Source organism: Bacillota bacterium, assembly GCA_018818595.1.
Lineage (GTDB): Bacteria > Bacillota_I > Bacilli_A > Izemoplasmatales > Hujiaoplasmataceae > JAHIRM01.
This window is the reverse complement of record JAHIRM010000029.1, coordinates 20,345-33,977: the sequence shown is the minus strand read 5'-3', so window position 1 is coordinate 33,977 and position 13,633 is coordinate 20,345. Positions and strand designations below refer to the sequence as shown.

The 13,633-nt window shown below is 29.9% G+C and carries 12 protein-coding genes and 1 tRNA gene; 9 read left to right on the top strand and 4 right to left on the bottom strand.

Features of this window, described 5'->3' with window-relative positions; genetic code table 11:
* Nucleotides 1-293: 293 nt before the first annotated feature.
* Together KJ971_05395 and KJ971_05390 are read left to right on the top strand one after the other, a co-directional pair.
* Nucleotides 294-1,538, top strand: a complete 1,245-nt coding sequence (locus tag KJ971_05395) for an IS110 family transposase (protein MBU1145272.1) — start codon at nt 294-296, stop codon at nt 1,536-1,538.
* A gap of 262 nt (nt 1,539-1,800) precedes the next feature.
* Nucleotides 1,801-1,885 (top strand) — tRNA-Tyr (locus tag KJ971_05390).
* A gap of 69 nt (nt 1,886-1,954) precedes the next feature.
* Here the strand turns inward: KJ971_05390 and KJ971_05385 are convergent.
* The 4 genes from KJ971_05385 to KJ971_05370 form a co-directional block, all read right to left on the bottom strand.
* Nucleotides 1,955-2,575 carry a hypothetical protein gene (locus KJ971_05385; protein ID MBU1145271.1) on the bottom strand — a complete coding sequence of 207 codons (621 nt, stop codon included), beginning with the start codon at nt 2,573-2,575 and terminating at the stop codon, nt 1,955-1,957.
* 120 nt (nt 2,576-2,695) lie between these two features.
* Nucleotides 2,696-4,549: a CotH kinase family protein gene (locus KJ971_05380; GenBank protein ID MBU1145270.1), complete on the bottom strand. Its 1,854-nt coding sequence runs from the start codon at nt 4,547-4,549 to the stop codon at nt 2,696-2,698.
* Nucleotides 4,550-4,653: 104 nt separating this feature from the next.
* Complete coding sequence (locus KJ971_05375; protein MBU1145269.1) at nt 4,654-5,346, bottom strand: anaerobic ribonucleoside-triphosphate reductase activating protein; 693 nt, start codon at nt 5,344-5,346, stop codon at nt 4,654-4,656.
* Complete coding sequence (locus KJ971_05370; GenBank protein ID MBU1145268.1) at nt 5,343-7,460, bottom strand: ribonucleoside triphosphate reductase; 2,118 nt, start codon at nt 7,458-7,460, stop codon at nt 5,343-5,345. Before KJ971_05370 ends, KJ971_05375 begins: the two co-directional genes overlap by 4 nt.
* A 585-nt stretch (nt 7,461-8,045) precedes the next feature.
* On the opposite strand from KJ971_05370, the gene KJ971_05365 reads away from it, so the two are divergent.
* From KJ971_05365 to KJ971_05335, 7 genes are all read left to right on the top strand, one after another.
* A complete protein-coding gene (locus KJ971_05365) occupies nt 8,046-9,227 on the top strand; it encodes an MFS transporter (GenBank protein ID MBU1145267.1) in 1,182 nt (393 codons plus the stop codon).
* 199 nt (nt 9,228-9,426) lie between these two features.
* A complete protein-coding gene (locus tag KJ971_05360) occupies nt 9,427-10,689 on the top strand; it encodes a hypothetical protein (GenBank protein ID MBU1145266.1) in 1,263 nt (420 codons plus the stop codon).
* Nucleotides 10,686-10,979 (top strand): hypothetical protein, encoded by a 294-nt coding sequence (locus KJ971_05355; protein MBU1145265.1) that lies wholly within the window; start codon nt 10,686-10,688, stop codon nt 10,977-10,979. Before KJ971_05360 ends, KJ971_05355 begins: the two co-directional genes overlap by 4 nt.
* Nucleotides 10,980-11,040: 61 nt before the next feature.
* A complete protein-coding gene (locus KJ971_05350) occupies nt 11,041-11,892 on the top strand; it encodes a histidinol-phosphatase HisJ family protein (GenBank protein MBU1145264.1) in 852 nt (283 codons plus the stop codon).
* 80 nt (nt 11,893-11,972) lie between these two features.
* Nucleotides 11,973-12,179, top strand: coding sequence for a heavy-metal-associated domain-containing protein (locus KJ971_05345; GenBank protein MBU1145263.1), 207 nt, complete (start codon nt 11,973-11,975; stop codon nt 12,177-12,179).
* Between the two features lie 93 nt (nt 12,180-12,272).
* The gene (locus tag KJ971_05340) at nt 12,273-12,584 is read left to right on the top strand and encodes a hypothetical protein (protein MBU1145262.1); all 312 of its coding nucleotides are present in this window, start codon (nt 12,273-12,275) and stop codon (nt 12,582-12,584) included.
* 11 nt (nt 12,585-12,595) lie between these two features.
* Nucleotides 12,596-13,633: a V-type ATPase subunit gene (locus tag KJ971_05335; GenBank protein MBU1145261.1), complete on the top strand. Its 1,038-nt coding sequence runs from the start codon at nt 12,596-12,598 to the stop codon at nt 13,631-13,633.

Below are 13,633 nucleotides of genomic sequence, written 5' to 3'. Positions count from 1 at the left end.
TCTCCTCGTATAATATGTAGTGTAGTTTTAGGTTTTACCTATCTACATATTAATTATTTATAAGTTTGAAGTCCTAGTGTTATAATTAAGTCAAGATGTAACCAGAAGAATCTGCTTCATCTCCTTGCACTTCTAGGTGCCTTATAAGCTTGCAAACCTGCTTGATTGACTTATCTGCTAACCGGTTGTTGTTACCCGTTAGTTCTAACTCAACTTTATAGCTAACGGTGTTTTCTTATTGGCGAGGCTGCAGTTGTCTTCCAAGGCTAGGACTTCTCTTATATCTAATTCCCTTGAAAGAAGGTGTTACTTTGAATCATACTTTATTTGTTGGTATTGATGTTGCTAAACTTACCAATCACGTCTATTGTCTTAACCTAGATCGTGATAAGTTATTGTCTATCAATATCCCTAATACCCAGGATGGTGCGAATCAAATTGAATCACACTTACTTCAGTTACTTGAAAAACACAATTTTACTAAAGTGATCGTTATTTTAGAATCTACTGGCGTCTACTCTGCTCACATCGCAACTTATCTATCCGCTTCAAAATATTTAAGCCTTTTTGAGATAAAAGTTTATATCATTAATCCGAAAATCTCTAAGAATTACAGGAAGAGTTTTGCGGACATGGATAAGACTGATCCTAAAGATGCTTATGTACTAGCTGATATTGCTAGAGTTGGTAGATGTGATGAACTCACACCGTTCAAAGGCGGCCAAAGGCTCGCTTTAGAAAGACTCACCAGACATAGACTTCATATTGCTGAAAAGCTTGCTAATGAGAAGACTTATGCCCTAAACAACGTGTTTTTAAAGTTCTCTAACTTTGAAACTTTGTTCTCTAATAACTTCGGGACGACAGCGGTTGATCTTCTGTTAGAATACAAATCTATCGATGACATTATTAATTCATCTTTAGAAGATTTAGCTGACTTTGTTGCTAAATCTAGTAAGAATCGTTTTGATAGCTCCATTGACGTAGCTGCTAAAATCCAAAAGGCAGCACGTGCTTCTTATCGATTAGATGAAGTAGCTTATGATCCTATTAACTTGTCTCTTGCGTCTTCTATTAATGTCATTAGATGTTATCAAAACGAGCTTAAAGAGATTGATAATGCTATTTCCAATCAAGTTGCTGGTTTTAATCATGATCACTTCCAAGTTCTAACTTCTATACCTGGAATCGGTAAGGTTTACGCTGCCGGCATCCTAGCTGAAATTGCTGATATTAATCAATTTGCCTCTCACTCCGCTTTAGCCAAATACGCTGGAATCACTTGGCGTAAAAATCAGTCTGGCAAATATACTGCTGATGATACTTATATGACTAAAACAGGTAATAAGTATTTACGTTACTTCTTAATCGAAGCGGCTAATCTTACAAGAATTCATATTCCTGAATATCGTGACTTTTATCACAAAAAATATAATGAAGTTACAACGCATCAACACAAACGTGCCCTCGCCTTAACTGCTAGAAAACTTATTCGTCTTATCTTTGGTTTGTTGAGTACCAATAGACTCTATAAGTAATATCTGAATATCTTCAAATCCAATTTAACCTTTTTTAAGTATGTCTTGATGATGAGATTTTAATCACTTATTAGTGATTTTTTTTATTTTTACCTCTTGACATACTTACCGGTTGCTTTAAGGGTTATTTATAATATAATTATATCATTATTTTATCTCAAAATACCGATAGAAAACAATTATTAAAATCGCAAAGGTTTGTCTTGCAATTTAAAAATTGATTTGATATAATGTAATAGCCGATAAAAAGAATCAAAAATATGGAGGGGTAGCGAAGAGGCTAAACGCGGCAGACTGTAAATCTGCTCCCTTTGGGTTCGGCGGTTCGAAACCGTCCCCCTCCACCACTAGTTACCTAAAAGAAGAGTAATCTTCTTTTTTCTTTTTTTTAAAATTCAAATTGTATAAGGATTAAATTATTTAAAATAATCTAGTATTTCAATTGTTCTTTTTTCTATTTGAATTCTTTTGACAAGTAAAGATTCAATTTCAGATCGTAATTTTTGATTGTATTCGTTTATAAGCATATTTTTCTTATAAATTTCCGAATTAAGAATATAGATTGCTTCTGAGAAATCTGATTCAAATAGTCTTGTTAAATCCGATTTGTTCATATTGTCAAAATCACCAATTGAATAGAAAAATTCAAGCTTTATTACAAGTGATTTATTATCTTTACTTGATTCAACAAATACAAGAGCTTTATTTATTTTTTCTCTTTCTGAGGAATAATTAGAGTCAAAAAACTCAATACCACTACTAACATTTATATAGTAAGACATAATGATGTTTTTATTTCTTTCTATGGTTATATTGTGCGAATGGTCAAATTCAGGTTCAATTGATTCGCTCCGAAATTTTCGCTTCTTAATATCGAATGAAATTGAGATATTAGATAATGTGGCCTTAGAATAGATTCGTTCAAAAAGGACTTCCATTTTCTCAGACAAAATATCCGTTAAAGGAACTTCAGTAACCGATCGATTAGCTATCATCGAATTCATCATAAATACATCGTTTAAAATTTTGAATATCATATTTGCGCCTCCAGTGTATTATACATATATTATAACAAATTTTTTGATAGAAAAGTAAATATTTTAATATTAATATAGTAAATAAAAGACCGGGAGCTTTATAAGTTCCGAGTCTAATTTTTAGAATTTATTAATTTCTTCATTTAACCAAATACTTCTTATATATAGGTAATCATATAGTATTTTTACTTGTTCTTCATATGTTGAGGCCGCAAGTACTTCAGTAGAAGTATACCAGTCTTCGTTAACTCCTATTATATTCCAACGCTGAAAATTTAAATATCTTGATTTAGACATTAAATCAGAAACGGGATAGACGGACGCTATCAATTCCTGGATTTGATTTGAATAAAGTTCGTTCCATCTTTCTTTTAGATGTAGTTGAAATTCATCATATTGCATTAAGTAATAATACCATATATTTTTAAAACTTAAAGAAGTGTACCAACCTTCTGGTACTCTTAAAGCATCTTCGAGATGTCCGGGGTTGCTTGTAGACAAATCAAAGTCCCAAATTGGTCCCATTTTTAACTTTTCACCTGTATCTTTATACATATAAACACTGGAATATCCAGAGTCTACATTTTTGAAAAGTTCCTCGATAATAAACCAATCTATAAAAGAAGATTCATCGATTAAATTTGAGTAATCTTGATGATTTTGAAGAGTAAGGTGAACCTGCATTATATAGTCTTCAATAAAGTATAGCTGATTGGTTGAATAATTAATTGAATCAGTTTTAGGAGATTTAATTGCGTAAGGGATTCCGAATAAAATAAAATAATCTATACCCTCTACTCCTTCAGGAAATTCTAATAATCTTTTATCCATTTCAACCAAATATCCTGTATCGAGCTCAGAAGAATGCTCTTCGATATTTACTCTGTCGTTTGAGACTTCAATTTGATCTGAAATCATATAATTTCCAATATATTCGTTATTTAAGTAAACGTCTGCAAAAGCAGAGCTTGGTGTAAATTCCATATTCATACTATTTGATAGACTATTTGCTAAATAATTTCGAATTAATGTTTGATCAGTAAAATTAGCTAATAAGACCCAATCAGATTCTTCGTAATCAAATAATAATGATGTTTTGTTTTCAAATTTTATTCTAAAAGAAAGCTTTGGCATATAGAAAGTTGAATTTCCTCTTCCACGGATTTGAATGTTTTGATTCATTAACAAAACCGTTTCATTTTTATCCTCATCATAGGTTACCATTGAAAATACACCATCTATATAATCTTCTTTTGAAGTGATTGGATTGTTATTTTCTGTTGTAATATAAATGATAGGAATTTGAGGTAACGAGTTTAGTCCTTTCATTTCGACGATGAAATCACTTGTTTTTGTTTCGTTTAAATATTGAATGCGTGCAGTAATTATTAGATCTGTATTATTCACAGGAAACGGGAATATATAGCGATTATTAAATATTCTTGACTCGCTTGTAGTATAGGATATTATTGCATCATCATATTGAATAATTGGAAGAGTAAAATCAGAATTAATTTCATCAGGAAGAGCAATTTTTAACAAATTAATGATTTCCGAAAAAGAAGAATCAATTTGGTATTGCTCGTAAAGCAATGGGTCTCTAAGCATTGTGATAGAATATGATTTGGTTAAAGAATAGTCATTAATTGATAATTCAATTGATAAAATTGTTTCAGTATCAAGTGCATACTTTGTATAAGTGACAGTAGAATCTGTAATTAAATAATCATCTAAATAATATATAGTCTCTATTTCCTGATTTTGTGGTGAGGGTAATAAAAAATTTTCTATTATGACATTTGGAAGAAATGATTCTAGATAAGTGTATTCATTTTGAAGCAATACATATCTCTCATCAAGAGTTGTTTCGATAGAAGAAGAGATTGTTGTATTTGTTGATTGGGTCAAAAGATTACAACCTTGTAACGAAAAGATCACAACTACATATAAAAATGATTTAATAGTAATTTTCATATAGCCCTCCTTCAAATTGGATACTATTATCATACCACATTTTTTTGATTGAAGAGTACAGGAACAAATTATATAAATAAAAAGAACTGTAAATTACAGTTCTTTTAAAATAATAAAACGACATTTGGTTGGTATAATTTTAATGTTTCTGCAAATTCTGCAATTTGTTTTTCTGAGTAAGGAGGAACATCAATGAATTTTTGGTCTTTTTCAAGAAAATTGAATGGTTTTTGATAGGGGTTTAAGACATATCTTGGTATTTGAGGAAGTTCTTCAGACATTTTGATCAAATCTTCAATTGAAAGTTGAGGAATCACGGTTGTCCTTACTTCAAAATCTTGATTATATTTCAGTAATAAATTAATTGTATCCAATACTTTTGAAGGATTAGCATCTCCACGGCATATTTCTGAGTATTTTTCACTTGGAGCTTTGTAGTCAATTGCGAAGTAATCCACCACTTTGGCTTGAACACAAGCATTAATAATTTCAGGATTAGATCCATTTGAATCTAATTTTGTAAAGTAACCTAAATCTTTAATTTTTTTAAAGAAAGCAATTAAATCTGCATGAAGAGTTGGTTCTCCTCCCGTTATAACAACGCCATCAATTAACCCTTGACGTTTTTTTAAAAAGTCTTCAATTTCATCAACCGATACCAATTCATTAAAATCTTCAATTAAACTCCGATTATGACAGTAAAAGCAGTTATAATTACATCCTGGAGTAAATAAAACAGTAGCTATTTTTCCCGGATAATCAATTAAAGAAGTTTTAATGATTCCGGCAAAGATCATGCTTTTGAGCCTTCAATATTTGGGGCATCTGCTTTAATAACATATTTAACTCGATCATGATATTCTGCTTTTTTGCCTTTGTTAAAATTTTGAACTGGACGTAAGTATCCAACAACACGTGTGTATACTTCTGCAGGTTTGCCGCAAGTTGGACAATTAAAATGTTCGCCTGAAATGTATCCATGTTCATTACAAATTGAAAAAGTTGGAGTAATTGAAATATAGGGAAGTTTATACTTTTCGAATACCTTTTTAATTAACGCTTTTGTTGTTTTGGTATCTTTCACCCGTTCACCTAAATACAAATGAAGGACAGTTCCTCCGGTATAGAGGGATTGTAGTTCATCTTGAAGGTCTAAAGTTTCAAAGATATCATCTGTAAATCCTACTGGCAATTGACTTGAATTAGTATAATAAGGAGTATCCGTGCCTGAAGCAATAATATCAGGGAATTTTTCTCTATCATGTTTTGCAAGTCGGTAACTAGTTCCTTCTGCAGGAGTAGCTTCTAGATTATAATAATGGCCAGTTTCTTCTTGAATATCCTTTATAATGTCGCGCATATAATTTAAGGTTTTAACAGCGAAAGCTTGGCCTTGAGAGGAGGTTAAATCAACTTCTCTTCCAAACAAATTTTGAATTGCTTCATTCATTCCAATGAGACCAATGGTGTTAAAATGATTAAACCAATAAGAGCCACTTTTTAGTTTGATGTCTTTTAAATAATTTGCGCTATATGGGTATAATCCTTTTTCGGTTTGTTCTTCAATAATTTTACGTTTAATTTCTAAGCTTTTTTTTGCGAGATTGATTGTTTCCCAAAGTCTAGTAAAGTATTCGGATTCAGATTTTGATATGTAAGCTAGTCTTGGAAGATTAATAGTCACGACTCCAATAGACCCGGTTAAAGGATTGGATCCAAATAAACCTCCACCTCTTTTGCGAAGTTCAGTAGTGTCAAGACGAAGTCTACAGCACATTGACAACGCATCTTCGGGAGATAAGTCCGAATTAATGTAATTAGAAAAATAAGGGATTCCATATTTTGCAGTAATTTCCATGTACTTTTCTACTACAGGACTATCCCATGCAAAGTCTTTTGTTACGTTAATCGTAGGGATGGGAAAGGTAAACACTCTGCCTTTTGCATCGCCTTCCATCATAACGTCACAAAACGCAAGGTTAATCATATCCATTTCTTTTTGGAAATCGCCATATAAATCAGGCATTAATTTTCCTGCGTATATAACGCTTTGATTTTTAAGAGTAGAAGGTGGAATAATATCAAATGTTAAATTTGAAAATGGACACTGAAAACCAACTCTTGTAGGAACATTAAGATTAAAGATAAACTCTTGTAAAGCTTGTTTGACTTGTTTATAGTCTAGATTGTCATATCGAACAAAAGGAGCTAAATAAGTATCAAAAGAGGACCAAGCTTGGGCTCCAGCTGATTCACCTTGAGTTGTGAAAGTTGAATTTACAATTTGTCCTAAAAGAGATCTTAAATGCTTTGGAGGTAGAGATTCTACTTTATTGGAAACACCACCAAATCCATTTGTAATAACTTGTCTTAAATCCCAACCAGCACAATAAGGACCAAAAAAGCCTAAATCATGAATGTGGATATCTCCATTAATGTGTGAATTACGAATATCTTGAGGATATATTTCATGAAGCCAATAATTCTTAGTGAATTCTTCACGAACATAATTGTTAAGGCCATTAATAGATTTTTGAGTGTTGGCATTTTCGTTGATTTGCCAGTCGCGATCATTTAAATATTCGGTAAACATATCAATCGTTGCACCAATCAAAGCATTTGCTTCTCTAGATGCTCGCCGTTTTTCACGATATAATATGTAAGCTTTTGCTGTTTTTGCATGTCCGTTTTCGATAAGGACTTTTTCAACGATGTCTTGAATTCCTTCAACATCTGCAGTTCCGTTTGGATATTTTTCCTCAGCAATTTTTACAACTTCATTAGCTAGTTGTTCTGATTTAGAAAAATCTGAACCACCGACTGAACTAGCTGATTTGAAAATTGCTAGAACTATTTTCTCTTTTCGAAATGGGACAACGGTCTGGTCTCTTTTTACTATTTGTTTCAACATTATGATTCCTCCAATTAATATCTAAATTCGGTGAGTTAATTAAGATAATAAATTGACTAAAAGCTTTTGTCAATAGCGTTTTCTAAATTAATTTTTTCAATTTTATACTTCAAATATTGTTTAATTGCGCTATCGTGCGATATCATTCTCTTGTTTAATAATAAAAAAACATTTCTAAAAATGTTTATTTTTATTTTCATTGTTTGCATTAATGATATTTTCTGAAAAAAGGAAATTAGTTTGTGAAGATATTCTGTTTTGTTTTTATTTTCACTCATTATAAAATGCGGTGTTCTTTTTGATGTTTTAGTTAAGATTTTTAAAAAAATAATGGATTATTTAATTACTTATGTATCTCGAGTAACTAATTAATTTTATTTATTATTTTATTTAAATAGCCAAAGATGGCTATTTAAATATTTATTGAATGAAAAAATCCTTAGCATATTCTTTCAGTTATTTTCTTTTTTAACCGCTTCTATTCGTTCTGGATTTTTCTTTTTATTTCTTTTTAATTAAACAAGTTGCAAATGATTTAAATAAAATGTATAATATCTTGATGTTTTAATGAAAGGGGTGAAAAAGGTGCTAACTGAAACCATTAAGTTTAAAATATTTTACTTTGTTAGGTATTTTGGTGATGCCTTTTTTTATCCTTTTATGTCCATATATTTTATTTCAAAAGGAATGTCGGAACATAATTTAGGTTTTATTTTAGCAATCACTCCCATCACAACTATTTTAGTAAATCCTTTATGGAATTTTATTGTAAAAGATATGAAAATTAGTCGATTTATTTTGAAAATAATGACATTAATTGAAGGAGCATTAATCATTCTTTTAACTCAAATTTCTGGCTTTGAACTTTATGCTTTAGTTATTTGTTTGATTGCTTTTTTTTGTTCTCCTTTTATTTCAATTCAAGATGGATATACAGCAACATTTACAGATAAAATGAAAATCGAATATTCAAGCATTCGAATCCACGCTTCTATTGCGTATGTTATTGCTTCTGCAATAGCTGGATACGTAATTTTATATCTTGGGTTTGATGTTTTATTTATTACTTCTGGAATCTTTTTTGGGTTAACTGCACTAATTGCTATTTGGATTAAGCCAATTGAAAAAGCTATTCCAAGGGGCGAAAAGCCTAAAAGAGATTTTAAGACTTTACTTAAAAACAAAGATTTTTTTAAATATTTAGTGTTTTATACACTTGTTATTGGATCAGTTCGAATTGGTGATTCTTTTTTTGGAGTGTACTTAATCCAAGAAAGAGCTTTAAGTACAACTGCATATGGATTGTTATATTCGGCATTTGTCTTTGTAGAAGTATTAACACTTCGTTTTCTAATGACCAAAGGAAATTTCACCAGTGAAAAAACATTATTCTTACTCGCCTCAAGTATGTTTGCTTTACGATTTCTAGTATATGGATTTAATTTGCCTTTGGAGATAGTTATAATTGTAACAATGTTGAGAGGAATTTCAGGGGGAATCTTTATTTTTGCAAATATAAAATATATTATCAAAATTGTTAGAGTTGAAAATATTACCACAGCCATTTTGATGGTAATGTTGGCTTTTTCAATTTATACTGCGTTAGGAAATATGTTAGCAGGAAGATTCATTGAAACAAGTGGATATAATTGGCTTTACTTAATAAATTTAATTTTAATAGTATTTGGAATTATTTTCTTTTTGCTTTTCACACCAAAAGTATTACAAATGGATAATCAAGAAGATAATCTTAGTACATTAGAATAATAATTTATTGATAATTTTTTCAGTTTAAATACTTGCATCAACAGTATTTTTATCTTCGAAAAATTATGCTATAATAGATTGAAATTTGAAACAAAATGAAAAGAATTAAACTATTTTAATAAAAGAAACGAAAAAAAATTACTACAAAAAGTGGTTATTTCGAGAATAATCACTTTTTATTTTACATAAGGAGTATTTAATGATGAATGATTCTAATGAAATTCGCTTCGATATGATTCAAAAACCAAAGAAACAAAAATGGTACTTAATTCCCATCACTTGGTTGGTTTCTTTTCCAACGGTTTGGGCCCATCATTTGAAAATTAACAAAAACAATATGAAGGGACTAAAACCTCCATATATATTATTATGTACTCACCATGCATTTATCGATTTTTCCGTAACTACAGCTGCGATATTTCCGAAAAAAGCCAATTACATCGTTGCAATTGATGGATTCATTAAACGAGAAAAGTTATTAAGAGATGTTGGATGCATCTGTAAAAGAAAATTTACAAATGATATATTACTTGTAAGGCAAGTAGAACATTCTTTGAAAGTAAACAAACAAATTTGTATTATTTATCCTGAGGCTAGATATTCTTTATGCGGGACCACTTCCATTTTGCCAGATTCCTTAGGGAAAATGTGTAAATTAATGAAAGTACCTGTAGTGGTTTTAAATATGCATGGAGATTATTTAAGTCAACCTGTATGGAATCTTAAAAAGCGAAAAGTTCGTTTAAGTGCCGATATGACTCAAATTGTTACTCAAGAAGAAATACATTTACTATTAAGCAAAGAAATTAACAGTAGAATTGTAGACGCCTTTCAATATGATGAATATAAATTTCAATTAGAAACAAACCAAAAAATAGATTTTGTTGATCGAGCAAAAGGATTGCACAAAGTACTATACTTATGTCCAAATTGTTTGACAGAACATGAAATGGATTCAGATGGAAACGAAATTTGGTGTAATCATTGTCAAAAACGTTACTCTATGGATGAATTTGGAAGAATAAAAGCCCTTGAAGGAAAAACAGAATTTTCCCGTATACCTGATTGGTATGAATTTGAAAGAGAAAACGTTAGAATGCAAATTCTAAATAATACCTATCGATTTGAAGATGAAGTTGCAGTTGATTCTTTACCAAATTCCAAAGGTTATATTCGTTTAGGTACCGCTTCGCTTCTCCATGATATAAGTGGATTTCATGTACAAGGAAATTTCGACGGAGAACTATTTCAATTAGACAAAGATCCGTTATCTACTTATTCTTTGCACATTGAATATGATTATTTAAATAAAGGAGATTGTATTGATTTATCTACTTTAAACGACACGTATTATATTTATCCTTTATCTAAAAAGAACGTTGTGACAAAACTTCACTTTGCAACAGAGGAAATATATAAAATAAAGAAAGCAAATAAACTTAGTGGAAGTGATTTATTATGACAGAACAAATTTTAGAATTTTTAATGTTGATTTGTTTTGGATTTTCTTGGCCATTTGCTTGCATAAAGGCCTATAAATCGAGAACAACAAAAGGAGTGAGTATCTATTCAGGATTATTAATTTTGTCTGGATATGCTTTTGGAATTGCATATAAATTCACATCAGGGTTAGTTAATTATGTTTTAATTGCATATTTTTTTAATTTTACAATCGTTTCGATTTATTGCATATTGTATTTTAGAAATCTAAAGATTGATAAAAAGACAGAAAAGCAAACTATCCTTAATTGATAGTCTACGACAAACTATCTTTTTTAAGGAATGTAATAATACATTAGAAAAGGTGATTACGATGAAATTAGAAGCAAATTATCATACACATACAGCGCTTTGTGGTCACGCAGTAAAAATGAGCGAAGACTATATTAAGGAAGCCATTAGACAAGGTTTTCAAGAAATTGGTTTTTCAGATCACGGTCCTATTCCTAGATATTTTATGGACAATGACACTTATCTTGCAAATAATTTAGACAGACAAATGAGTGAATTGGATTTTGTAAATATTTATCTTCCTGATTTAGATACATCTATAAATAAATATAAAGATAAAATTAAAATCTTAAAAGGATTAGAAATAGAATATCTTCCAGGAAACGATAATTACTACAAATTTTTGTTAAACAAATTAGATTATTTATCACTTGGAGTGCATTTTTTCCCAACAAATGGAGAAATTTATAATACTTATGAAACGATGAATGAAACACAAATTATGGATTATGCATATTCTGTAAGCGATGCGCTTGATACAGGATTTTTTTCCATTTTAAATCATCCAGATTTATACTTAATGAATTATAGTTATGAAAAACCATTTCTTTTTGATGATGCTGCCAAAAAAGCAGCAACCATTATCATTAAATCGGCTATCAAAAACAATGTTTACTTAGAAATAAATGGTGGTGGTACGAGAAAGGGCAAGTATGAAATCAATAATAAAAAATTGTATTTATATCCTCGTTATGATTTCTGGAAAGTAGTAGAATCTTATCCAAAAGCTCTAATTATTTTTGGCTGTGATACACACAATCCAAAAGAGTTATACGACTCCATCATTGAAGAAACGCTCGATTTTGCTGAACTTTTTTCGTTTCATCTATCTACTAAAATTGATTTTGAAAATCATAAAATTAAGATAAAATAAATGTTCAATGAATTTGACACCGCTATCCAAAAGTACTATAATGATATTAGAACAATCATTCTTTTTTAAGGAGTGAAAAAATGAAAAAAGCAATTATTGGAAATATTTGTTGTGAAGGGTGCGCCAAGGATGTGAAACACCTTCTTGAAAGTATTTTTGGAATCACAAATGTATCAGTATCTTTCGAAGGAGGATACGCAACTTTTGAAGGATTTGTTTCAACGAAAGTAATTTCTGATTTATTAGCATCTGAAGGATATCAACTAATCGAAATCATAAAATTATAACAAAAAAGCTCTCAAAGAGTTTTTTTATTTTAAGGACGAAAAATCATAATTTTTTATTGTTTTCTGTTTGGAAAACGAAGAAAGGAAATTCATATGGATAATTTAATTAGAGACGTAATTGATTTAGATAAAAAAGCAAGAAAGCAAGTTGAACATTTAAGAAAAGAGAAAGATAAGATTAGCGATTTTGTTAGAGAAGAAAGAAAAAAATTAGAAATTCAGTATAAATCAGAGGCAAATAAAACTATTGAAAAAGCGAAAAGCGATATCGTTCTAGATTTAGAAAAAAGAAATGAAGAGTCCAAAAAAGAATATGATTTGACCTTGAAAAAACTAGAAATCAGCTTTAAAGAAAATAAAGAGAAGTGGATTGATTCTATTTACCAACACTGCATCCAAGAATAGGGGATGAAAACATGAGTAATTGGACTAGTAACGCTATTATTACAAAAGCAAAATCAATCTACGGAACTAGTCTAAAACAAGATGACTATCTTGAACTAGTAAAAAAAAGATCTATTTCTGAGGTTGTAAGCTATTTAAAAACAAAAAAATATTATAAGGAATTTTTTTCAGATGTTCAAGAAAATTCAGTTCATCGAGGTCAACTTGAAGAGTTGATCAAAAAAACGAATTTTAATTACACTTTAAGGCTCATTAAATTTGTAGAATTAAAAGATAAAGCTTTTTATGAATTAAATATTATTCAAAGAGAAATTGATTTAATTTTGGCTTCCATTCGAGCCATTCTATCAATGAATTATGAAGAAGCTATTGCAGAATTTCCAATATTTTTTAGACGTCATGCAAGTTTTGATATTACTTTACTCTCCAAAGCAAGGACATTTTTGGATTTATTAGAAGCGATAGAAAAAACGCCTTTTTACTCAGTGCTAAAACCATTTTTAGAAAAAGAAAATTCGGAAATTCGATATGCAGATATCGAGTATGAGTTAGATTCTTGCTATTATGGATGTGTGTTTGACCAAATAGAAAAGAATTATAAAGGCAAAGTCAAAAAACAATTGTTTGATATTTTCAAATCAAGGATTGAGCTTGGAAATATCGTTAAAATATATAGATTAAAGAAATTTTATAACGCTGAATTCTCAGAAATAAAAAAAGCAGTAATTACAAAATACTCTAGAATGAGCGACAAAAAACTTGATGATATTATCTCACTTCCAAACGCTGATTCGGTTCTTCATTACTTAGAAAGTTCTGAGTTTGCAAAATACATTGATGAAGACGAGTATATCTACATCGAATATTATGCAGAAAAAATGAAATATAATTTAGCTAAAAGATATATGTATTTTTCGAATGACGCACCTGCGGTTTTTTCAGCATATTTGATATTAAACGAAATTGAAAGAGAAAATCTATTTAACATTATTGAAGGCATTCGATATAATCTTGAAGAAAGCGAAATAAAGAAGATGCTTATTTTTTAG

Coding starts and splice junctions, on each gene's coding strand:
- KJ971_05350 (MBU1145264.1), top strand. CDS start 11,041: ATGAAATTAGAAGCAAATTATCATACACATACAGCGCTTTGTGGTCAC.
- KJ971_05335 (MBU1145261.1), top strand. CDS start 12,596: ATGAGTAATTGGACTAGTAACGCTATTATTACAAAAGCAAAATCAATC.
- KJ971_05385 (MBU1145271.1), bottom strand. CDS start 2,575: ATGATATTCAAAATTTTAAACGATGTATTTATGATGAATTCGATGATA.
- KJ971_05360 (MBU1145266.1), top strand. CDS start 9,427: ATGATGAATGATTCTAATGAAATTCGCTTCGATATGATTCAAAAACCA.
- KJ971_05345 (MBU1145263.1), top strand. CDS start 11,973: ATGAAAAAAGCAATTATTGGAAATATTTGTTGTGAAGGGTGCGCCAAG.
- KJ971_05380 (MBU1145270.1), bottom strand. CDS start 4,549: ATGAAAATTACTATTAAATCATTTTTATATGTAGTTGTGATCTTTTCG.
- KJ971_05340 (MBU1145262.1), top strand. CDS start 12,273: ATGGATAATTTAATTAGAGACGTAATTGATTTAGATAAAAAAGCAAGA.
- KJ971_05370 (MBU1145268.1), bottom strand. CDS start 7,460: ATGTTGAAACAAATAGTAAAAAGAGACCAGACCGTTGTCCCATTTCGA.
- KJ971_05375 (MBU1145269.1), bottom strand. CDS start 5,346: ATGATCTTTGCCGGAATCATTAAAACTTCTTTAATTGATTATCCGGGA.
- KJ971_05355 (MBU1145265.1), top strand. CDS start 10,686: ATGACAGAACAAATTTTAGAATTTTTAATGTTGATTTGTTTTGGATTT.